This is a genomic window from Nocardioides sp. JCM 18998 (assembly GCF_055391535.1).
Window position 1 is genome coordinate 542533 of record NZ_AP043886.1, and the last position, 22781, is coordinate 565313.

Consider the following 22781-nt stretch of genomic DNA (forward strand, 5'->3'; position numbering starts at 1 on the left):
GAGTCTATGCGACCGGGCGAGCGACAGCACGGCGGAGGAACGAGGCCGGTGGCTGCCGCGAGCGCGGGGCCGGGCGGGCTCGGTGCGCCTGCGGGGTGGACCCCCCTCACCGGGATCGGCGCGTCCTGCCACAATCGTCGCCATGTCGAGCCATGGGCACTCGGGCGTCGCGCCGCACGGCGGGGCGCAGGAGGCCTCCCCCTATCTCGAGCTGGACCGCGAGACCTGGGCGGCACTCGCCCAGGAGACCCGCAACCCGCTGACCGCCGAGGAGATCGCCCGGCTGCAGGGTCTCGGCGACTCCATCAACCTGCGCGAGGTCCAGGAGGTCTACCTCCCGCTGTCGCGGCTGCTGAGCCTGCGCGTCGAGGCGGCCGGACGACTGCACCGGGCCCAGGAGAGCTTCCTGGGGCGCGACATCCCCGCCCGTACGCCCTTCGTGATCGGGCTCGCCGGCTCCGTCGCGGTCGGCAAGTCGACCACCGCGCGCGTGCTCCAGCAGATGCTCGCGCACTGGCCCGAGCACCCCAACGTCGCACTGGTGACCACCGACGGCTTCCTCTACCCCAACGCCGAGCTCGAGCGGCGCGGGCTGATGCAGCGCAAGGGCTTCCCGGAGTCGTACGACCGGCGCGCGCTGCTCAAGTTCGTCGTCGACATCAAGTCCGGCAAGGAGGAGGTCGAGGCACCGACCTACTCCCACCTCGTCTATGACGTGGTCCCCGACGAGCGGGTCACCGTCAAGCGGCCCGACATCGTGATCATCGAGGGCCTCAACGTCCTGCAGCCCGCCCGGGCGCGCGAGGACGGCCGCACCGGCCTCGGCCTGTCGGACTTCTTCGACTTCTCCGTCTACGTCGACGCCGGCACCTCCTGCATCCAGGAGTGGTACGTCCAGCGGTTCCTGCGACTGCGCGAGACGGCGTTCCGCGACCCGTCGTCCTACTTCGCGAAGTACGCCTCCCTCACCCACGAGGAGGCCATCGCCGAGGCCACCAGGATCTGGGAGACGATCAACGGCCCCAACCTGATCGAGAACGTCCTGCCGACCCGCTCACGGGCCACGCTGGTGATGCGCAAGGACCGCGACCACTCGGTGCGCTACGTGCGGCTGCGCAAGCTCTGAACGATCTCCTCCGCGTCCGCCGCTGAGAGATCGTCGGGCTCGCCGACGTCACGGACCAGGAGGAGGGTGACCACGCCGTCGGGCGTCTGCTCCCCGACCGCGGTGATGCTGACCGTGGTCGGACTGCACGGCCCCGCCTTCACCGGGACCTCGATGCGGTACGGCGAGGAAGCGATCTCGACATGGTCGGGCATCCGGCCCGCGATCCGCTGTGCCCAGGCGACGCCGGCCCGCGTGACGACGTCCTCGACGTCGCCCTCCACCGGCGGCAGCAGGCCGACGAACGCCCGGCTGCTGCTGTCCGATGACGGGCAGAAGCCCTCATCGAGCACCGCCGGGGCGCGCACCGTCGCACCCGGGCCGTACGTGATCGCCTCGGAGGCGCCCGCGAGCCGCCAGCGCGCGGCCGGCACCGCGACCTCCACGCCGTACGCCCGCAGCCACCGGGGCGCGGAGGAGGTCCGGTCCGCTCGGCCGTGAAGGGTGGCGGTCGCCGCGGCACCGAGCACGCTCAGCACCGCGAGGATCCCGAGCACTCCGACGAGACGCCGCACGGCGCCACCCTGCCCGGCCCGGGCCGCGACTGGCTAGAGGGCCAGCCGCTCCCGTACGACGGTGGCGAGCCGGTCGGCGACCGCCTGGGCGCCGTCCTGGGTCTCGGCCTCGACCATCACCCGCACCAGCGCTTCGGTGCCGGACGCGCGCAGCAGGATCCGGCCGGCGTCGCCCAGCGCGGCCTGCTCGGTCTCGACCGCCGCGAGCAGCTCCGGGTCGTTGGTCCGGCTCTTGTCGACGCCCGGGACGTTGACCAGCACCTGCGGGAAGCGCTTCATCACCGCGGCAAGCTCGGCGAGCGACTTGCCGGTCTCGATCATCCGCTGCAGGACCTGCAGGGCTGTCAGCGTGCCGTCGCCGGTGGTGGCGTGGGCGCTGAGGATGATGTGACCGGACTGCTCGCCACCGACGGCGTAGCCGCCGGCGCGCATGGTCTCGGTGACGTAGCGGTCACCGACGGCGGTCTGGAGCACCTTGATGCCCGCGTCGGCCATCGCCCGCACGAAGCCGAGGTTGCTCATCACGGTGACCACGACGGTGTCGTCGGTCAGCTCGCCCCGCTCCTGCAGCGAGAGGGCCATGATCGCGATCAGCTGGTCGCCGTCGACGAGGTTCCCCTCGCTGTCGACGCCGAGGCAGCGGTCGGCGTCGCCGTCGAACGCGAAGCCGCAGTCGGCACCGTGCTCGACGACGGCACGCTGCAGCGACTCGACATGGGTCGCGCCGCACGCCTCGTTGATGTCGAGGCCGGTCGGGGTGTTGTGGATCGCGATCACGGTCGCGCCCGCCGCCTCGAGGGCGCGCGGTCCGGTGACCGACGAGGCTCCCTGGGCGCAGTCGACGACCACGGTGAGGCCGGCGAGCGGCTTGCGCAGGGTGCGGTTGAGGTGCTCGATGTAGCGCTGGGGCGCATCCGAGCTGCGGCTGATCCGGCCGATCGCGTCGCCGGTGGGGCGATGCCCCGCCTGGCCGAGGCGGGCCTCGATCTCGTCCTCCAGGGCGTCGTCGAGCTTGACGCCGCCGCGCTGGAGGAACTTGATGCCGTTGTCCGGCATCGGGTTGTGGGACGCGGTGATGACGACGCCGAGGTCGGCGTCGAGCGCGTCGGTGAGGTAGGCGATGCCCGGGGTCGGGATGACGCCGAGGTCGATCACGTCGACGCCGGCCGACGCCAGACCGGCCATCACGGCCGACTGGAGGAACTGGCCGCTGACCCGGGGATCCCGGCCGACCACGGCGAGCGGGCGACCGCTCTCGTGCTCGACGAGGTGGTCGTCGTGTCGGATCAGGACCTGTGCTGCAGAAACAGCGAGGTCCAGGGCCAGCGAAGCGGTGAGAATCTCACCGTTCGCCAGGCCCCGGACCCCGTCCGTGCCAAAGAGGCGAGCCATAGAAGGCAGAATGCCAGATCAGCGCTTGCTGAACTGCGAGGCCTTGCGGGCCTTCTTGAGACCGGCCTTCTTGCGCTCCACGACGCGGGCGTCGCGGGTCAGCAGACCGGCCTTCTTCAGGGTCGCGCGGTAGCCCTCGGCGTCAACGTCGTTGAGCGAGCGGGCCACACCGAGACGCAGCGCGCCGGCCTGGCCGGTGATGCCGCCGCCGTGGATGCGGGCGATGACGTCGAAGCGGCCCTCGAGCTGCAGAGCGGCGAACGGCTCGCTGGCGACCTGGCGGTGCAGCGCGTTCGGGAAGTAGTCCTCGAAGGCGCGGCCGTTGATCGTCCACTGGCCGGTGCCCGGGACGATGCGGACGCGGGCGACGGCCTCCTTGCGGCGGCCGGTGGCGCGCGCCGGGGCGATGGTCGCCGGGCGAGCCGGGGTGTCGACCGACGCCTCGGACTCGGAGGTGTACGCAACGCCCTCGGCGTTGGTCTCGAAGGTCTCCTCGACCTCGGCCGAGACAGCAGCGTTCTCAGTCATATCGGTGTTCTCCTGGCTCACTGGGCGATCTGCTTGATCTCGAACGGAACGGCCTGCTGGGCCTGGTGCGGGTGGGTCGGACCCGAATACACCTTGAGCTTCTTGATCTGCTGGCGGCCGAGCTTGTTCTTCGGCAGCATGCCCCAGACGGCCTTCTCGATCGCCTTGCGAGCGTCCTTCTCGAGGATCTCGCCGATCGGGGTCGCGGTCAGACCACCCGGGTAGCCCGAGTGACGGTAGGCGATCTTGGTCTTCGCCTTGTCGCCGGAGAGGGAGACCTTCTCGGCGTTGATGACGATGACGAAGTCGCCGGTGTCGGCGTTGGGGGCGTAGATCGCCTTGTGCTTGCCACGGAGCAGGTTCGCGACCTGGACGGACAGACGGCCAAGCCGGACGTCGGTCGCGTCGATCACGTGCCAGGCGCGCTCGATGTCGCCGGGCTTGGGAGCGTAAGTGCGCACGGAAGTGCCTCTTCGTTCGTTTCGGCCTCCGCAGCGGATGCCGGCGGAGGTTGATGCTTCGCCTCGAATCTGACGAACACGGCCGGCTCCCCTGCGCCATCGCTGGCGCAGGACCGGGCTGCCCCCTCGCGGGAGCGGCAGGAATCGAGACTGCTCAAGGCTACGGGGACACCCCGAGGCGGTCAAAACGAAGAGGGGAGGTTACCGTTGCCTACCGTGACTGATTCTCTCACCGTGCGTGACAACCGCACCGGGATTGAGTACGACGTTCCGATCCTCGACGGCACCATCCGCGCCGCTGACATCGGACAGATCAAGGCCGCCGATGACGCACCCGGCCTGGCCGTCTACGACCCCGGGTTCGTCAACACCGCTTCCTGCCGCTCCGCCATCACCTTCATCGATGGCGACAAGGGCATCCTCGAGTACCGCGGGTACCCGATCGAGCAGCTCGCCGAGAAGTCGAGCTTCCTCGAGGTCGCGTACCTCCTCGTCTTCGGCGAGCTGCCCACCAAGGAGCAGTTCGACAAGTGGGTGCACGCGATCACGTACCACACCTTCGTGCATGAGAACATCAAGGGCTTCATGCAGGGGTTCCGGTACGACGCGCACCCGATGGGGATGCTGATGGCCTCGGTCGGCGCGATGTCGACGTTCTACCCCGACGCGGGGCTGATCCAGGACGCCGACAACCGGCACCTGCAGGTCGTGCGCATGATCGCCAAGATGCCGACGCTGGGCGCCTGGTCGTTCCGGCACGCGCAGGGCAAGCCGTACGTCTACCCGGACAACGAATTGTCCTACACCGCCAACTTCCTCTCGATGCTCTTCAAGATGAGCGAGCCGAACTACGTCGCCGACGAGCGGATCGTCAAGGCGCTGGACACGCTCTTCATCCTGCACGCCGACCACGAGCAGAACGCCTCGGCCAACGCGGTGCGCGCCGTCGGCTCGACGCAGGTCGACCCGTACTCCGCCGTCTCGGCCGGCGTCGGCGCCCTCTACGGGCCGCTGCACGGTGGTGCCAACGAGGCCGTCCTGCGGATGCTCAAGCGGATCGGCACCGTGGAGAACATCCCGGCGTTCATCGAGGGCGTCAAGGCCGGCAACGAGCGGCTGATGGGCTTCGGTCACCGGGTCTACAAGAACTTCGACCCGCGCGCCAAGATCATCAAGAAGGCGTGCGACGACGTCTTCGAGGTCACCGGGGTCAACCCGCTCCTGGCCGTGGCCAAGGAGCTGGAGAAGATCGCGCTCGAGGACGAGTACTTCATCAAGCGCAAGCTCTACCCCAACGTGGACTTCTACTCGGGCCTCATCTACGAGGCGCTGCAGTTCCCGCCGGAGTTCTTCACCGTCCTGTTCGCGATCGGCCGCACGCCGGGCTGGCTGGCCCAGTGGCTGGAGCTGACCACGGACAAGGAGCAGAAGATCGCCCGTCCGAAGCAGATCTACACGGGTGCGCGGACGCTCGACTTCGTCCCGGCCTCCGAGCGCTGGGCCTGACGATCGCCATGGAGCACCACGACACGACCCCGAGCACGCCCGTGCTCGGGGTCGTGTTCGATTTCGGCGGGGTCCTGATCGACTGGGATCCCGTCCCGGCCGTGGTCGCCGGCGTCGGTGAGGACGAGGCCCGGCGGTTCTTCGCCGAGTTCGACTTCGACACCTGGAACCACGCCCAGGACGCCGGCCGTACGTGGGACGACGCACTCGCCGAGCTCGAGCGGACCCACCCCCACCTCCTCCCCCACGGCCGCGCCTACCGCGACCACTTCGCCGCAGCGCTGGTCGGCGAGATCCCCGGCACCCCGCAGGTGCTGCGCGACCTGCACGCCGCCGGGGTGCCGCTGCTGGGCCTGACGAACTGGTCCGACGAGCTCTTCCACGACCACGCACCGCAGATGTTCGACTTCCTCGCTCTCTTCGACGACATCGTGGTCTCGGGCACCGAGCAGCTCGCCAAGCCCGACCCGGCGATCTACCACCTCGCCATCGAGCGCAGCGGCCTGCCGGCCGAGCAGCTGGTCTTCATCGACGACCGCCAGGTCAACGTCGACGCCGCCACCGCGCTCGGGATGCGCGGCATCCTGTTCACCGACGCGGGGAGCCTCCGCACGCAGCTGCGCGACCTCGGGCTGCCGCTCTGAGGCTCGCCGCGCGATCCGGCCGATCAGCGGGCGGGCGCGCGGTCGAAGAGTGCCATCTCGGCGGGGATGACGACGTCGCTGGCGACCGTGCGCCGGATCCGCTCGGCCGCGGCCCGGGACTTCGCCGCGAACCGCTCCGGGTGCAGGTAGAGGTCGCGGATCGCGTCGGCGAGGCCGGTCGCGTCGCCCTCGGGCGCCAGGTAGCCCTCGGCTTCGCTGAGGAACTCCCTGATCGTGGCGATGTCGTTGGTCACCGGCACCAGGCCCGAGGACATCGCCTCGTCACGCGACACGCCCTGGGAGTCGGCGCGGGTCGGCACGAGGAAGACGCCGTACTCCTGATGCCGTTCGGCGATCTCGCGATGGCTGAGGAAGCGTCGCTCCAGGATGACGTTGGGGTAGGCGCGCAACGGAGCGGTGACCTCGTCGAAGAGCGGTCCGTCGCCGACGATGCGGAACTCGAGCTCGGCGAACCACGGCTCGCGCGCGAGGATCCCGATCGCCGCCACGGCGAGATCCTGTGCGTAGACCAGGCTCGCGAAGGGTCTGATCATCAAGATCCTGGTCCGCTGGGCGACGCTCTTGGGCCGGTACGAGAAGAGATCGGTGTCGATCGGGTTGGGGATGATCTCGATGACCCGGTCGTCGAGCCCGAACCCGTGCTGCTGCTGGTCCTCGGCCACCTCCGCCCGGAAGGCATGGGAGACGAACACGAGCCGGACGAGGTCGCCGACCTCGCCGACCTCGCGCCACAGCGCCATCCGGGCATCGCTCGCGGCCACCGCCTGCGCCTGCTCGTCGGTGCCGGCATGCAGGAAGGCCCGTCGCCACCATGCCTGGATCTCGAAGCCGTGCACCCAGATCGTGACCGCGATCCGGTCGAGGACGGGTCGCAGCTCCTGCCACATCTCCCGGCGCAGGAAGTGCACCAGCACCTGCTCATAGCGGCCGGACGCGAGCAGCTCACGCAGCGTGTCGGCGTCCCCGGAGAGCACGTCGACGCCGTGGAACTCGCGATGCCGCTCCCCGGGCGTCATCACGAACACGTCGGCGTCGACGCCCCTGGCGCGATAGCCCTGGACCCGGCTGTGGACGAAGCCGTTCTGGTAGAGGCTCTCGTAGCTCGGGTAGACGTTGGTGACGATCAGCACGCGCTTGGCCCAGCCGTCGAGGACCAGGCCCGGGTCGGGGTCGGCATCGCCGAGTGAGATCGAGCGGACGAGAGCCGTGCCGCTGCGATGCAGACGCAGCGAGAGCTCGAGCTCTCGAGCCTGCGGCGGGATCGGGGCACGCACCAGCCGGTTGAGCTGGTAGGGCCTGAGGCCGAAGCGCACACCCGCCGCGTCGCGCCAGGCGAGGTTGAACCCGACCCGGTCGGCGGGGCCGGTGGCGTCCATCCGGACGAAGACGACGCCGTTCGCGAACGCCGCGACCGAGATCGGCTCGCTGAACCAGCGCCACCGCGGTGCCGGATGCGCGAAGGACCACTCGATCTCGATGCCGTCGTCGCCCGGCCGGGTGACGAAGCGTCGATCCGGATCCTGCCTGCGCAGGCTCGGCGGATAGTGCTCGTACGGCACGGACCACGCCGCGCCGCCCGGCTCGGCGGCGACGAGCGCGGCGATCGACGCCCCGGCCCGGGTCGTCGGGCCGGGCCTGCCCTGTGCCGCGACCGGGTCCTCGGAGGCGGCCGGATCGGTTCCGGCGACGGTGGCGGCCATCCGTCGCAAGCGCGCGGCGTAGGTGTGCTGGGCGCGCACGTGCCGGACGCCCTCGGCCCGCCGTCGCCGGGTCGCCTCGCGATCAGCCGAGATCGCGTGGCGGGCACGCTCCACGACCTCCGCGGAGTCGCTCGCGACGATCAGGTCTCCGAAGAGCGTCCGGATGCTCGGCGAGAATCCGGAGATCACCGACGTCCCGCGCGCGACCAGGTCGAAGACGCGCGGGTCGACGGCGGTCTGCGAGGCACCACGATCGAAGACATCGGCCGTCAGCACCTCGACGTCGTCGGCCACCTCGCCCTGCTCGGATCGGGTGAGCGCCGGGTCTGCGGCGTGCGGCAGGACATGGACCCGCCGATGTCCGAGCGCGAGGACATAGCGCGGGATGCTGGCCAGATCGATCGTGAAGACGTGGTCGACGAGGCGCGCGACCTCGAGATCGCGACCGTGTCCACCCCCGGCCATGGTGCTCCAGTAGACGGTGGGCACGCAGCGCTGCTGCGCCCAGGCCACCACGCCGGGGAGCTCGCTGTGCCAGGCCGGCGCATCCGCGCTCGGCGCACCCAACAGAAGGAGATCGGGCACGACCCGCCTGAGCGCGCGCCGCCAGCCGCGCGGCGCGAGCACGACGATGTCGCACTCGCGGTCGAATGCAGCCTGAGTGCGGGCGTCGACGATCGTCGCCACGACGAGGCGTCGCTGAGCGGTGACGGCGGCGGCGAGTCGCTGCACCGGGTCAACTCCCGGATCCCGTCCCGAAGCCGGTCCGTACGCGGGCGCCCAGTCAGCTCGTCGGCTCAGTGCGCGTCGCACACGGGACCAACGGAACCACGACGCGGCTCGCTGCGACGTCGGGTCGGGGAAGGATCCAGCCACCGTCCGACTGTCGCACGAGCGCGGTCGCGATGCGCCCGGCCGGACCGCCCCGCCACCGACTCCTCACTCGCCGTTCATGTTGCCCCACCCAACCGGACAAGCCTCACTGGTTGGGTCCCCGACATGAGTCGACGGACACGACGCGTAGCGGTCGTCTACGGGACCCGGCCCGAAGCGATCAAGATGGCTCCCCTGGTGCAGGGGCTGCGGCAGCATCCCGAGATCGATCCGATCGTGATCGTCACCGGCCAGCACCGCGAGATGCTCGACCAGGTCAACGAGCTCTTCGCGATCGATCCCGACCACGACCTCGACCTCATGACCCACGGCGCCACGCTGGCGGAGCTCTCCAGCCGCGTCCTGACCCGGGTCAGCGACCTGCTCGCGCAGGAGCGGCCCGAGGCCGTCGTGGTGCAGGGCGACACCAGCACCGCCTTCATCACCGGCCTCGCCGCGTTCTACCGGGGCATCCCGGTGGTGCACCTGGAGGCCGGGCTGCGCTCGCGCGACATCAGCTCGCCGTTCCCGGAGGAGGCCAACCGGCGCCTCCTGGCGCCGATCGCCAGCCTCCACCTCGCGCCGACCCTCGTGGCGCGCAACAACCTGCTCGTGGAGGGCGTCGGCACCGCCAACATCGCCACCACCGGCAACACCGTCATCGACGCACTCCAGGAGGCGCTGCGCACAGCGCCGCGCTTCCACGACCCCCAGGTCGAGCGGCTGGTCGCCTCCGGCCGCCGCTTCGTCCTGGTGACGGCGCATCGTCGTGAGTCGTGGGGCGGGCCGATGCGCGAGGCGATGCTCGGCCTGCGCGACGTCGCCCAGGCCGACTCGGACCTCACCTTCGCGGTCCCGATGCACCGCAACCCGATCGTGCGCGAGGTCGTGACGGACGTCCTCGGGGATGTGCCCAACGTGCTGCTGACCGAGCCTCTCGACTACCACGAGTTCTGCCACACCATGCAGGCCTGCCACCTGGTCATCACCGACTCGGGCGGCGTCCAGGAGGAGGCCCCGAGCCTCGGCAAGCCGGTCCTGGTGATGCGGGAGAACACCGAGCGTCCCGAGGCGGTCGACGCCGGCACCGTCCGCCTCGTCGGCACCGACCGGGCGACGATCCGCGCCGGTGCTCAGCATCTGCTCGAGGACGCTGCCGCGTACCGCGAGATGGCCACCGCCGTGAACCCCTACGGCGACGGCTCGGCCGGTCCGCGGGCGGTGGCCGCTCTGGCCGCGCTGCTCGGCATCGGCTCCCGCCTGCCCGACTTCACCCCCAACACCAGGAGTAGTGCGACGTGTTTCCCCGCGGTGTCTCTGTCATCGGTCTCGGATACATCGGGCTCCCTACTGGCGCGATAGTCGCCGCCCAGGGCGTCCGGGTGCACGGCGTCGACGTGAACCTCGCGACCGTGGAGGCGGTGAACGCCGGCCGGGTCCCGATCGTCGAGCCCGACCTCGACCTCGCCGTCGCCGGCGCGGTCGAGAGTGGATACCTCAGCGCCGCCACATCGGCCGGCCCGGCCGACGTGCACATCCTGGCCGTGCCCACGCCGTTCCGTGCGGACCACCAGCCCGACCTGAGCTACGTGCGGGCCGCCGCCGAGGCGGTCGCGCCGCAGCTCCAGCCGGGCGACGTCGTCATCCTCGAGTCGACCTCGCCGCCGGGCACCACCCTGAAGGTCAGCGAGTGGATCGCGGCCCAGCGTCCCGACCTGCGGATGCCGCACCTCGATGCGGAGAGCCCCGACATCCACGTGGCGCACTGCCCCGAGCGCGTTCTGCCCGGCAGGATCATGCTCGAGCTGATCACCAACGACCGCGTCGTCGGAGGCCTGACGCCCGCCTGCGCGAGCAGGGCCGCGGAGCTCTACGCCCTCTTCTGCAAGGGCGAGATCCTGCTCACCGACGCCGCCAGTGCCGAGATGGCCAAGCTCGTCGAGAACTCCTTCCGTGACGTCAACATCGCCTTCGCCAACGAGCTGTCGAACGTGTGCGACCGGTTGGGCTTCGACGTCTGGGAGATCATCCGGCTGGCGAACCGGCATCCGCGCGTCAGCGTGCTCAACCCAGGCCCCGGCGTCGGCGGCCACTGCATCGCGGTCGACCCGTGGTTCATCGTCGCCGCCGCACCGGAGGAGGCCCTGCTCATCCGGCACGCCCGTGAGACCAACGACGCCCGCCCCGCCGGCGTCGTCAGGCGGCTGCGCGAGGTGAGCGGTGCCGGCGAGACGATCGCCTGCCTGGGCCTGGCGTTCAAGGCCGACATCGACGACATGCGCGAGAGCCCTGCCGTCCAGGTGGTCGCCGAGCTGGCCGCCGCCGACCCGGACCGCACGATCCTCGCGGTCGAGCCCCACGTCACCGCGCTGCCCCAGGCGCTGGCGGGCCTCGCCAACGTCCGTCTGGTCGGCCTCGAGGAGGCGATGGCCTCGGCCGGGACGATCGCTCTCCTCGTCGATCACGACGCCTTCCGCGCCGTCGATCGCACCGTGCTGGCCGCCAAGGGCCTCGTCGACACCCGCGGGTTCTGGCGTTGACCGCCCGCCCATCAAGGAGCCCCGTGAACCAGACCCGCGACGCCGTCGCCGTCGGACCCACCCGCGACGAGGCCAGCAAGGTCTTCGCCCGCATCTTCGACACGGCCCGCTTCGAGCAGTACCCGGACCTCAGCCTGGACGACCTCACACCGGTCCTCGCCCTCGCCGGGGGCGCGCGGCAGCTGGAGATCGCCGACCTGGTCCTCAGCGGCACCCGCCCCGACATCACCGAGCTGCACCTCCAGCTCGCCTCCGAGGAGATCCGCGACGCGGTGGCCGGTCGGCTCGCGTCGGCTCCCGGCTGGGTCGTGACCGACATCCACCGTGTCCCGGGCGGATCGCCGGTCCTCACGGTCAGCGCGGGCCAGCCGGCGGAGGCCCTCCCGCTCAGCCTCGCCGCGCTCCCCACCGCGCCCGGAGAGGAGGCGGCAGCGGACTGGCCGAGCGCGACGGCAGCACCCCTCACCGGGAATGGCGCCGCCACGCCCGCGGAGCGACCGCAGGCCACCGCGCCGCACCGCCGTGGCGTACGGCTCGGACGACGTGCGCGCTCGGCCGCCGGCGCCCTGCTCCTGGTCGCCCTCGTGGCAGCCCTCGCCCTGGTCTTGATCGGCGTCCTCGGGGGCTTCCGTGCCCTGGTCGTCGCTCTGCTGACCGGGATCGCCGCGATGGCGGCGCTCACCCTCGTCGGTGTCGCCTACGCCGTCCGCGCCCTGCTGCGCGTCCAGCACACCCAGAGCGCCCACGGTGACGTCGGCGAGCGGACGCTGCGTCACCTGCAGCGGGCGATGACCCAGGCCACCACCCGCCATGGCCTGTCCCGGGAGACCGCGCTCGCGACCCAGGCCGACGTCAAGGTCCAGGGCGAGTATCTCGCGACGCTGGCCGGTCAGCTCGCCACCGAGCGCGCCGTCGACCGCGAGCGCAAGCGGCTCGACGACCCGCGGGCCCACCTGGCCACCCAGCGCCAGATCCAGGCCCTGATGCACCTCGACGCGACGGTGCGGCCGCCGTTCGTGCCACCGATGGGCGGCTGGGCGGCCTCACCCGACCTGCTCGCCCTCTGCCTCGACCTGTTCATCGAGCGCCGCCCGACCTGCGTGGTCGAGACCGGCAGTGGCATCAGCACGCTCTACTTCGCGGCGGCCGCCGACAGGTACGACATCGACTGCCGGATCGTCTCCCTGGAGCACTGCGAGAAGTACGCCCAAGCCACCCGAGAGCTGCTTGCGCGCAACGGTCTGGCCCATCGGGCGGAGGTGCGGCTCGCGCCGCTGGCCGACGCAGGGCTGGCGGGCCACGACACCGGCTGGTACGACCCGGCGGCGCTGGCGGACCTCAGCGAGATCGGTCTGCTCCTGGTGGACGGTCCGCCGGAGACGACCGGCGCCGACGCGCGCTACCCGGCCGGCCCGCTGCTGCACGACCGGCTCGCCGAGCGATGCGTGATCGTCGCCGACGACGTCATCCGTCCCTCGGACCTGCGGGCAGTGGAGCGCTGGCTGGCCGAGGACCTGACCGGCTTCGAGCACGTCCTGCGCGACGACCTGCTGAAGCACGCCTCCGTGCTGCGGCGCGGATGAGGGTGAAGGTGAAGGTGAAGGTGCGCAGCGTGACACAGGCCGTACCGCTCGTCTCCGTCCTGGTCGCGACCTATCGGGGCGAGGACCGGATCGGCGTCTGCCTGACGGCGCTCGTCGACCAGACGCTGGCCGCCGACCGCTATGAGATCGTGGTCGTCCAGAACGGCCCCGCGTGCCGGACCCCCGACCTCGTCCGCGAGCTGCAGGAGCGGCACCCCGAGCACACGATCCGCCTGATCGTGACCGAGGAGCCGGGGGCCGCGAACGCCCGCAACATCGGCCTCGACGCAGCCCGTGCGCCGTACGTGACGATCGTCGACGACGACGACTGGGTGAGCGCGGGATTCCTCCAGGGCCTCCTCGCCGCGGCCGGCCCGAGGGTGGTGCCGACCGTCCTGATCTGCGACGCCCCCGAGGACGGCCGGCCCGGCAGCTGCGACGGGTCGCTCGACAACTACGTCAACGAGCGACTCCTTCCCCATGTCGGCCGCACCCTGTCCGCGCCGCAGCTGTCGACAGCGCTCAGCCTGCATGCCGGCAAGCTCCTTCCCACCGACCTGGCGCGCCGGGTGCGCTACCGCACCGAGCTGCGCAGCGGAGAGGACGTCGTCTTCCTCGCCGCCCTGTATGCCGCTGCGCCGTTCGTGATCCACGTCGTCGGCCCGGAGAGCGGCGCCCTGTACTACCGGACCCTGCGCTCGGGGAGCCTGTCGCGCCGCGAGCACACCTACGACTTCGCCGTCACCGAGCGGCTGGACTGCATCCTCGAGCTCAGCGCCCTGCCCCGCTCGAACGCGACGACCCGGGCCGTCGTCGACCGGCTCATCCGGGCGCAGACCACCTTCACGACCGGATATCTCGACGATCATCCGGACGAGCGCCCCCGGGTGGTCGCCGACGCCCTCGCCCGGCAGATGCCATCACGCGCGTTCTGGTCGGCGATCAACCGCGGCCACGCCCGCGACCTCGCCCTGCTCTACCTCTTCCCGCCCTACCAGGACACCAGCGCGATCGTGGCCGCCCGGCGGCTGCGGGAGCACGGCCTGATCACGGACGTGATCAGCCACGACGCCGGCCGGCACCGCAAGGTCGAGCCCTCCACGATGCGCATCGCCGCGGAGTTCCTCGCGCGGCACAAGGTGCTGCGCGGGAGCTTCTCGTTCGGAGGGTGGCCGGACGTCAAGCGGTTCGCGCAGGAGGCCGTCGTCGCCGCCGACGAGTACGCCGAGGCCAACGGTTCGCCGTACCGATCGGTCTACACCCGTGCGATGGCCCCGCACTCGCACATCGCCGGCGCCCTGATGAAGCTGCGCCATCCCGAGATCCGGTGGGTGGCGGAGTTCTCCGACCCGATGCACTACGACTCCAACGGCGAGGTCCGGATCTCACCGGCGCAGGACGACCAGCTGCTGGGTCGCCTGCGCGCGGCCGTGGTCGCGGCCGGCTTCGATCGGCCGACCTCGGCCTACGTCTTCGAGTGGGCGGAGATCGTCGCGTACGCGCTCGCCGACGAGATCCTCTTCACCAATGAGAACCAGCGGCAGTACATGCTCGCCTACACCCCCGACCGGGCCCTGGCCGCACGGGCTGCGTCGATCTCGACGTCGCGTCACCACCCGACGCTGCCCGCGGAGTTCTACGCGCTGAGCACGTTCCGGGGCGGGCTCTCCACCGAGACGGTCAACATCGCCTACTTCGGCGCGTTCTACCTCACCCGGGGGCTGACCGAGGTGACCGACGCCCTGACCCGGCTCCGTGACACGGAGCGGCGACGGGTCCGGCTGCACGTGTACACCGCCGACCCCGCCCCTCTGCGGCTCGAGGCGCTGCGCGGCGGCCTCGCGGACGTCGTGGTCGCGCACGAGTACCTGCCGTTCCTGGAGTTCCTGGCCGCGACCACCCACTTCGACGCGCTGCTGGTCAACGACGCCACGACCAGGCCGCATCACGACGTCAACCCGTACCTGCCCTCGAAGATCTCCGACTACCGCGGCAGCGGTACGCCGGTCTGGTCGATCGTGGAGCCCGGCAGCGTGCTGAGCCGGCAGGCGACGGCCTACCGCAGCGAGCTGGGCGACGTCGACGGGGCCACTCGGGTCATCCGCGAGCTCCTCGCCGCCGGCCCGTGGCGCTGCCGGCGCACCTGACCTCAGGCGTGCGGGAGCTCCGGCAGCCGCTGCTCGCGCAGCCATGGGTCGAAGACCGTGGTGAGCTCGCGCCCGGTGAGCTCCTCGGCGAGAGCCTCGAAGTCGGCCGTGGTCACGGTGCCACCGTCGTGGCGCGCGACCCACGTGCGGAGCAGGTCGAAGAAGGCCTCGTCGCCGACCACGCGACGCAGCGCGTGCAGGGTGAGCGCCCCGCGCTTGTAGACCCGGTCGTCGAACATCAGGTCGGGACCGGGGTCGGACAGCAGCAGGTCCTGCGGCAGGTCGGCGAGGCGCTTGTGGTGGCGCCGGGCGTGCTCGTCGCAGGTGTCGTACCCGCCGGCCTCCGACCAGAGCCACTCCGCGTAGCAGGCGAAGCCCTCGTGCAGCCAGATGTCCCGCCACTCCCGCAGGGTGACGGCGTTGCCGAACCACTGGTGGGCCAGCTCGTGGGCCACGAGGCGCACCTCCGACCACTCGCCGGTGAGGAAGTTGCGCCCGAAGGTGGACAGGGACTGCGACTCCAGCGGGATCTCGAGGTCGTCGTCGGTGACCACGGCGGTGTAGCGGGAGAACGGGTAGGGCCCGAAGGCCTCGGTGAAGTAGTCGAGCATCTCGCGCTGGCGCCCGAACGACCTCGTGTAGCCGACGATCTCGTCCTCGCCCTCGGGGACGGCCCCGAACAGCGGCACGCCGCCACCTGCCTCCTGGACCAGCCGGTAGCGACCGATCTGCACGGTGGCGAGGTAGGTCGACATCGGCTCGTCCTGCTCGTAGCGCCAGGTCTCGCCACTGCCCCGCTGCTTGCGGTCGACGAGGGTGCCGTTGGAGACCACGGTGTAGTTCTGCGCGGTGCTCACCGTGATCGAGTACGGCGCCTTGTCGCTGGGCCGGTCGTTGCACGGGAACCACGACGGCGCTCCGTGGGGCTGGCCCGCCACGATGACCCCGTCGGTGAGCTCCTCCCAGCCGGCGTCGCCGTGATGGGGCAGCACGACAGGACGCGGCCGCCCGGAGTACTTCACCTGGATGGTGAACGCCTGCCCGGAGCGCAGCGCGCGCTTGAGCGTCAGCACCAGGCGATGGTCGCGGTGCGCCCACTTCGCCGGCGCCTTCCCGTCCACGGTGACCTTGCCGACCTGCAGGTAGGCCAGGTCGAGCACGACCCGGTCGATGTCGTCGTCGGCTACCGCGGAGATGACGGCGGTGCCGGCGAGCCGGTTGCTCTCCAGGTCGTAGGAGAGGTCGAGGTCGTAGTGGGTGGCGCTCCACGAGAGGTCCCCGTGGCCGGGCACGTACGGGTCAGCGGTCGGCATCGAGGTCATGACTCTCCGAGGTTATCCGGGCCGGTGACGCGATCCGGTTTCGGCATCGCGGTATTGGGGAATCTGCCGAATACCTGACCCGACAGCTGCTGGGAGTGCCCATGATGTTCCGCAGATCGATCGTCCGCCTGACCGCCCTCGCCCTGCTGGCAGCACCTGCCGCGGTCGCCACCGGGGCGGTGAGCCCGGCGAGCGCCGCCACCACCGTCACGACGACCACCACGGGCTCGGTGTACAACCCCGGTGTCGTCACCTACGGCAGCGGCAGCGCGCTGATCGAGGGATCGGTCGCCGCCGCGGACGGCAGCGGGGTCTACGACGGATCGGTGGCCCTGCAGGCCAGCGCGTACCCGTTCACGACCTGGACGACGATCTACACGACCAGTCCCTCGCGCTTCCTCTCGCACACGGTGGAGCCCCGGATCACGACCCGCTACCGCTGGGTCTACACCGGCTACGCCGGCGGCTCGAGCGATGACTCGTACACCGCCTCGGCGAGCACCGCAGTCACCCAGGTGGTCGCCCGCAAGATGAGCATCGAGCACCGGGGCCTGCGGATGTGGGGCAAGGTCAGCCCCGCCAAGAGCCGGCTCAAGATCGTCTTCAAGACGATCAAGCACCACAAGCTGCACCCCTGGTTCACCGTCCGCACCGACAAGCACGGCAAGTGGAGCAAGCACATCCACGGCCGGGTGGGCACCAAGTTCACCGTGATCGTGCCCAGCTCGGCGGGCTACGTCGGCACCCACGACGAGTACCACATCATCTGACACCCGGCTCACCCGATCGGCCCCTGGACCTCCTCGGCCCAGGGGCCGATCGGGTTCCCGATCCAGAGCGTCTTGTCGGGCAGCGACTCTCCGCGCATGACGAGGGAGACCGGGCCGACGACGCTGTGCCGCCCGATGATGGCGGCCGGCAGGATCACCGAGTTCGGCCCGAGGGTGGCGCCGCGGCGCAGGGTGACGGTGTCGAGCGCGAGCATCCGGTCGTGGAAGAGATGGGTCTGCACCACCGTGCCGCCGTTGACGGTCGCGCCGTCGCCCAGGACGACCAGGTCGGTCTCGGGCAGCCAGTGGGTCTCGATCCACACGCCACGGCCGATCTGGGCGCCCATCAGCCGGAACCACAGGTTGAGCGCCGGCGTGCCCGTGACGGCGCTGGCGAACCACGGGAAGGCGAGCACCTCGACGAAGGAGTCGGCCAGCTCGTTGCGCCACACGAAGGAGCTCCACAGCGGGTGCGTGCCCGGCCGCATCCGGCCGACCAGCAGCCACTTCGCGACGACGGTGATCGCCGCGGCGATCGCGCCGGCCACGGCCAGCAGCGGGCCGGCGAGCAGCAGCGCCACCACGATGTCGCTGCCGTCCCAGATCCGGATCACGCCGTACGCGACGGCGGCCGGGATCAGCACGCCCAGCGTCGCCGGGATCAGCCGGCACAGCTCGATGAGACCGCGGAAGAGCCGCAGGTGGAACGGCGGGCGGTACGTACGCCCGGCGTCACTCTCCTGCGCCGTACGACGCAGCGGGGCCGGCGGGGAGCCCAGGTAGCTCTCGCCCGCGTGCGCCTTCTTGCGCCGCGGCGCGGCGCTGAGCACCGCGACCAGCGAGGCCTTCGGCACCTTGCGGCCCGGCGCTGCCATCCCCGAGTTGCCGACGAAGGCGCGCTTGCCGATCTTGACCCGCTCGACACGGACCCAGCCGCCGTGCAGCTCGTACCCGCCGATGAGGGTGTCGTCGGCGAGGAACGCCTCGTCGTTGACCTGGGTCAGGCCGGGGATCATCAGGACCGTCGAGGCCTCGACATCCTTGCCGATCTTCGCGCCGAGCAGCCGCAGCCAGACCGGCGTGAGCATCGAGGAGTAGAGCGGGAAGAGCCAGGTACGCGCATCGTCGAGGACGCGCATGGTCGTCCACACCGCGACGCCGGCGGCGCTACGGACCAGGTGCACCCCGGGCCTGATCACCAGCCCGGCGATCCGGACCTCCAGGAGGACCAGCAGCGCGAGCGCGAGGTAGCCGGCGAGCACGGCGAGCGGGCTCCAGGCCAGCAGCCCGCCGATGTCACCGAGGCTGTCCGGGCGGCCGGCGAGGCCCACCGCGACCAGGATGCCGACGACGATCGCGGCCACCGGGAGCAGAGCCAGCTCGAGGGCCATCAGGCCGTAGACGACGCTCCACAGCGGCGAGCGGCGGGCGCGCTCCAGCCAGGGCCCGCGGGCCGAGCGGCTGCCGCGCACGGCCGGCGAGCCCGACCAGTACTCGCCCGCCGGGACGGCGCCGAAGACGGCCGAGCCGGCCGCGATCTCGGCGTCGTCGCCGATGTCGGCGCCGGGCAGCAGCATCGATCGGGCGCCGACCCGAGCGCCTGCTCCGACGCGGATCCGACCCAGGTGCACGACGTCGCCCTCGATCCAGTAGCCGGAGAGGTCGACCTCGGGCTCGATCGAGGCCCCCTCCCCCAACCGGAGCATGCCGGTGACGGGCGGGAGGCTGTGTAGGTCGACGTTGTCGCCGATCCGCGCACCGAGCAACCGGGCATACCAGGTCATCAGGGGCGCCCCGGCCAGGCCGAGGGCGCCCAGCTCGTCGACCGCGTGGCCGGCCAGCCACAGCCGCAGGTGGACCTTCCCGCCGCGCGGGTGGTCGCCGGGGGTGACGCCGAGCAGGATCAGGCGGGCCGCGGCCGCGGCGAGCAGCATCGTGCCGGGCGGGGTGAGGAAGACCAGGATCGCCGGGACCAGTAGCCACCAGCTCGCCTGCGGCATCGCATCGACGCCGGCACCATGGGCGACGGTGGCGGCGAGCGCCGTCCACGTCAGCCAGCGCGGCGCGGCCAGGCAGCGCACCAGCAGGCTGGCCACGAGCTGCCCGGTCTGGGTCTTGAGCGGGACCGCGGGGATCTCCCGATCGGACGTCGCGCCGGAGGCGCCCATGGCGTCGAGATAGGCGGCGAGGTCGCCGAGGCGGGGGTGGTCGTAGATGTCGCCCATCGCCACCTCGGGGTGGCGGGCGCGGATCAGGGAGACCATCTGTGCGGCGCTCAGGGAGCCGCCACCGAGGTCGAAGAAGTCACCCTTGGCGTCGGTGACGCCGGCTCCGAGAACCTCGTTCCACAGCTCCGCGAGCCAGGTCTCGGTCGCCGAGAGCCCGTCGGTCGCACCCACTCGCGTGGGCAGCGGCCAGGGCAGCTTGTCGCGGTCGACCTTGCCGCTGATCCGGGTGGGCAGCTCGTCCACGACCGCGATGCGGGGCACCAGCGCGGCCGGCATCCCCTGGCGCAGCGCCGCGGTCGCGACCGTCTGGTCGAAGCTCGCATCGACCGTGACGTAGCCGACCAGCAGGCTGTTGCCCGCCTTCGTCCTGCGGACCGCGGCGGCGGCGCTGACCACACCGTCGAGCTGGAGCAGGGCCGAGTCGATCTCGCCGAGCTCGATGCGACGGCCGCCGAGCTTGACCTGGTCGTCGGCGCGACCGCCGAAGAGCAGGCCCTCGGGGTCGTTGACCACCAGGTCGCCGGATCGGTAGGCGCGCTCCCAGCCCAGGGTGGGCATCGGGGCGTACTTCTCGGCGTCCTTGGCCGGATCGAGGTAGCGGGCCAGGCCGACGCCGCCGATGATCAGCTCGCCGGTCTCGCCCACGGCAACGGGCTCGCCGGTCTCGGGGTTGACCACGGCGAGGTCCCAGCCGGCGAGCGGCAGCCCGATCCGGACGGGGCCCTCGCCGGTCAGCCGCGCCCCGCAGGCGACGACGGTGGCCTCGGTCGGCCCGTACGTGTTCCAGACCTCGCGCTCGGGCGTCACCAGGCGGGCGGCGAGCTCGGCGGGGATCGCCTCGCCACCGGTGATCAGCAGGCGCACGCGGTCAAGCGAGGCAGGCGGCCACAGCGCGACCAGGGTGGGCACGGTGGAGACGATGGTGATGGTGTTGGCGACCAGCCAGGGGCCGACGTCGACGCCGCTGCGGACGAGCGCGCGCGGGGCGGGCACGAGGCAGGCGCCGTAGCGCCAGGCCAGCCAGATCTCCTCGCAGCTCGCGTCGAAGGCGACCGAGAGACCGGCCATGACCCGGTCGCCCACGCCGATCGGGGCGTCCTGCAGGAACATCTGCGACTCCGCGTCGACGAACGCAGCCGCGTTGCGGTGGGTGACAGCGACGCCCTTGGGCGTGCCGGTGGAGCCGGAGGTGAAGATGACCCACGCGTCGTCGTCGGGGGTCGGCTCCTCGTGCTCGCGGGGCTCGCCCGGACGCTGCACGGCGATCTGGAGGTCGTTGCCGATGATCGCCGCGACCCGGGCCTCACCGAAGACCAGCCTGGCCCGCTCCTCCGGGTCGTCGGCGTCGACGGGCACATACGCCGCCCCGGCGAACAGGATGCCGAGGATGGCCGTGTAGAGCTCGGTGGTGCCGCTGGCGATCCGGACCCCGACCTTGTCGCCGCGACCGACGCCCGCGTCGTTGAGCTCGGCGGCGACCGCCTCGGCCGCCTCCTCGAGCTCGGCGTAGGTCAGCAGTCCGTTGGCGGCGTCGAGCGCCGGCTCGTCCCCTGCCTGCGCGACGGTCTCTCGCACGATGTCGACCAGGGTGCGGGGAGGGGGCGCCTCGGCGCCGCGCAGAAGGGGGTCAACCACAGGCGGACCCTTTCGGTCGCAGGTGAACGGCTGGTGACGAACCTAGTCCTCGGGGAGGGGGTTGGACTTTTTGGATCCGCGCAGCACCCTTTCAGGGAACCATCAGAGACCGAAGGCAGAGTTAGAGCCATGAGCGACTTCCCCCCGTCGAACGAGCAGCCTCCCGCCGGTGAGCCGACGGGCGAGCCGATCCAGCCTCCCGCCGGCCCGCCGACGGGCGAGCCGACCCAGCCCCTGTACGGCCAGCCGCCGGCGAACCCGCCGACGACCCCCTACGGCGGCCCGACGGCCCCGCCGCCGCCCCCGCCGACCCAGCACCTCTTCGAGGGCTTCGGCTCCTTCTCCGCACAGCAGCCCGCTCCCTCGGCGCCGGAGAAGAAGAAGCGTCGCAAGGGTCTGGGTGCCGCGGCCGGGATCGCGGCCGCCGCCGTCCTGATCGGCGGCGGCGCCGGCTACGGCGGCGCCGCGCTCTACCACCACAACGACGACGGTGGCAGCGGCAGCGTGTTCAGCTCGGCCGGCGACACCTCGAACATCTCCACCGCCACCGCGGCCGCGGACGGAAGCGTCGAGGCGGTGGCCAAGAAGGTGCTGCCCTCGGTGGTCAAGATCGAGGTCGCCGGCACCTCGGAGGCGGGCTCCGGCTCGGGCATCATCCTCAGCGCCGACGGCCTGATCATGACGAACAACCACGTCGTGGAGATCGCCGGCAAGGACGGCACGATCAAGGTGAACTTCAACGACGGCACCCAGGCCGACGCGACCATCGTCGGCACCGACCCGCTCACCGACACCGCGGTGATCAAGGCCTCGGGCGTCTCCGGCCTGACGCCGGCGACGATCGGCAAGTCGGGCAACCTTTCCGTCGGCCAGGGCGTCGTGGCGATCGGCTCGCCGTTCGGCCTCGACTCCACCGTCACCTCGGGCATCGTCAGCGCCCTCGACCGCCCGGTCAACGTCGGCTCGGACTCGGCCGGCAACGCCACGGTCTACCCGGCGATCCAGACCGACGCGGCCATCAACCCCGGCAACTCCGGCGGCGCGCTGGTCGACATGAACGGCAACGTCGTCGGCATCAACGCCTCGATCCGCTCGACCACCTCCTCGAGCAGCGAGGAGGCCGGCTCGATCGGCTTGGGCTTCGCGATCCCGATCGACGAGGTCATGCCGATCATCGAGCAGATGGTGAAGGGCGAGACCCCGACCCATGCGCGGCTCGGCATCTCCGTCTCGAACGTCCCGGCCACCACGACGAGCGGCAACGGCAGCTCCGGCTCCGACGGCTCCGGCTCGGGTGGCTCGGGTTCGGACGGCTCCGACGGCTCCGGCTCGGACGGCTCCGGCTCGGACGGGTCCCAGGGCACCATCCCCGGCTTCCCGGACTTCGGCTTCGGTGACGGCTCGGGCAGCGGCTCGGGTGGCTCCGGCTCCGACGGCTCGGGCGGCTCGGGTGGCTCCGACGGTCAGAGCCAGGACGACTCGGTCTTCACCACCATGGGCGCCCTGGTGAAGAAGGTCACCGCCGGCTCGGCCGCGAACGGCGCGGGCATCAAGGTCGGCGACATCATCACCAAGGTCGACGACCACCTCATCGCCGGCTCCGACTCCCTGGTCGCCACCGTCCGGGCGTACCGTCCCGGCGACGAGGTCACCGTCGAGTGGACCCGCAACGGCAAGGACATGTCCGCCAAGCTCGCGCTCGACTCCGACGCCGACAGCTCCACCAGCTGACCTCGCCTCCGCGACGCACA

Annotated in this window: 16 protein-coding genes; 9 read left to right on the forward strand and 7 right to left on the reverse strand. The window is 71.4% G+C overall.

What is annotated here, in order from left to right; all coding sequences use genetic code 11:
• The first annotated feature begins 142 nt into the window (after positions 1–142).
• Entirely contained in the window at positions 143–1126 is a 984-nt protein-coding gene (gene coaA, locus ACZ5L9_RS02540) for a type I pantothenate kinase (RefSeq protein ID WP_464533414.1), read from the forward strand.
• Here the strand turns inward: coaA and ACZ5L9_RS02545 are convergent.
• Genes ACZ5L9_RS02545 through rplM form a run of 4 tightly spaced genes read right to left on the reverse strand, consistent with a single transcriptional unit; the run spans position 1102 to position 4061 of the window.
• Positions 1102–1680 carry a DUF8017 domain-containing protein gene (locus ACZ5L9_RS02545; protein ID WP_464533417.1) on the reverse strand — a complete coding sequence of 193 codons (579 nt, stop codon included), beginning with the start codon at positions 1678–1680 and terminating at the stop codon, positions 1102–1104. The two genes, coaA and ACZ5L9_RS02545, sit on opposite strands and share 25 nt — an antisense overlap.
• A gap of 33 nt (positions 1681–1713) precedes the next feature.
• Positions 1714–3072: a phosphoglucosamine mutase gene (glmM, locus tag ACZ5L9_RS02550; protein ID WP_464533420.1), complete on the reverse strand. Its 1359-nt coding sequence runs from the start codon at positions 3070–3072 to the stop codon at positions 1714–1716.
• Between the two features lie 18 nt (positions 3073–3090).
• Entirely contained in the window at positions 3091–3600 is a 510-nt protein-coding gene (gene rpsI / locus ACZ5L9_RS02555; protein ID WP_464533423.1) for a 30S ribosomal protein S9, read from the reverse strand.
• A 17-nt stretch (positions 3601–3617) separates the two neighbouring features.
• A complete protein-coding gene (gene rplM / locus ACZ5L9_RS02560; protein WP_464533426.1) occupies positions 3618–4061 on the reverse strand; it encodes a 50S ribosomal protein L13 in 444 nt (147 codons plus the stop codon).
• A gap of 216 nt (positions 4062–4277) precedes the next feature.
• Here rplM and ACZ5L9_RS02565 point away from each other — a divergent pair, with 216 nt between their 5' ends.
• Both ACZ5L9_RS02565 and ACZ5L9_RS02570 read left to right on the forward strand, forming a co-directional pair.
• On the forward strand, positions 4278–5567 hold the full coding sequence (locus ACZ5L9_RS02565) for a citrate synthase (RefSeq protein ID WP_464533429.1): 1290 nt from the start codon (positions 4278–4280) through the stop codon (positions 5565–5567).
• A gap of 8 nt (positions 5568–5575) precedes the next feature.
• On the forward strand, positions 5576–6211 hold the full coding sequence (locus ACZ5L9_RS02570) for an HAD family hydrolase (RefSeq protein WP_464533432.1): 636 nt from the start codon (positions 5576–5578) through the stop codon (positions 6209–6211).
• Between the two features lie 23 nt (positions 6212–6234).
• Here ACZ5L9_RS02570 and ACZ5L9_RS02575 read toward each other — a convergent pair whose 3' ends face one another.
• A complete protein-coding gene (locus ACZ5L9_RS02575; RefSeq protein WP_464533435.1) occupies positions 6235–8664 on the reverse strand; it encodes a glycosyltransferase family protein in 2430 nt (809 codons plus the stop codon).
• 267 nt (positions 8665–8931) lie between these two features.
• On the opposite strand from ACZ5L9_RS02575, the gene wecB reads away from it, so the two are divergent.
• The 4 genes from wecB to ACZ5L9_RS02595 are packed head-to-tail and all read left to right on the forward strand — an operon-like array spanning position 8932 to position 15075.
• Complete coding sequence (gene wecB / locus ACZ5L9_RS02580; RefSeq protein WP_464533438.1) at positions 8932–10167, forward strand: non-hydrolyzing UDP-N-acetylglucosamine 2-epimerase; 1236 nt, start codon at positions 8932–8934, stop codon at positions 10165–10167.
• Positions 10104–11345, forward strand: a complete 1242-nt coding sequence (gene wecC / locus ACZ5L9_RS02585) for a UDP-N-acetyl-D-mannosamine dehydrogenase (protein ID WP_464533440.1) — start codon at positions 10104–10106, stop codon at positions 11343–11345. Before wecB ends, wecC begins: the two co-directional genes overlap by 64 nt.
• A gap of 23 nt (positions 11346–11368) precedes the next feature.
• Positions 11369–12928 (forward strand): class I SAM-dependent methyltransferase, encoded by a 1560-nt coding sequence (locus ACZ5L9_RS02590; protein WP_464533442.1) that lies wholly within the window; start codon positions 11369–11371, stop codon positions 12926–12928.
• Between the two features lie 29 nt (positions 12929–12957).
• Positions 12958–15075 (forward strand): glycosyltransferase, encoded by a 2118-nt coding sequence (locus ACZ5L9_RS02595; RefSeq protein ID WP_464533445.1) that lies wholly within the window; start codon positions 12958–12960, stop codon positions 15073–15075.
• A 2-nt stretch (positions 15076–15077) separates the two neighbouring features.
• Here the strand turns inward: ACZ5L9_RS02595 and ACZ5L9_RS02600 are convergent, their stop codons facing one another.
• Positions 15078–16397, reverse strand: a complete 1320-nt coding sequence (locus ACZ5L9_RS02600; protein ID WP_464533447.1) for a M1 family metallopeptidase — start codon at positions 16395–16397, stop codon at positions 15078–15080.
• Between the two features lie 101 nt (positions 16398–16498).
• Between ACZ5L9_RS02600 and ACZ5L9_RS02605 the strand changes: the two genes are divergently transcribed.
• Positions 16499–17167, forward strand: a complete 669-nt coding sequence (locus ACZ5L9_RS02605) for a hypothetical protein (protein ID WP_464533449.1) — start codon at positions 16499–16501, stop codon at positions 17165–17167.
• A gap of 8 nt (positions 17168–17175) precedes the next feature.
• Here ACZ5L9_RS02605 and ACZ5L9_RS02610 read toward each other — a convergent pair whose 3' ends face one another.
• Positions 17176–21030 (reverse strand): Pls/PosA family non-ribosomal peptide synthetase, encoded by a 3855-nt coding sequence (locus tag ACZ5L9_RS02610; RefSeq protein ID WP_464533451.1) that lies wholly within the window; start codon positions 21028–21030, stop codon positions 17176–17178.
• Positions 21031–21159: 129 nt separating this feature from the next.
• Here ACZ5L9_RS02610 and ACZ5L9_RS02615 point away from each other — a divergent pair, with 129 nt between their 5' ends.
• Positions 21160–22761, forward strand: a complete 1602-nt coding sequence (locus ACZ5L9_RS02615) for a trypsin-like peptidase domain-containing protein (RefSeq protein ID WP_464533453.1) — start codon at positions 21160–21162, stop codon at positions 22759–22761.
• Positions 22762–22781: the final 20 nt, after the last annotated feature.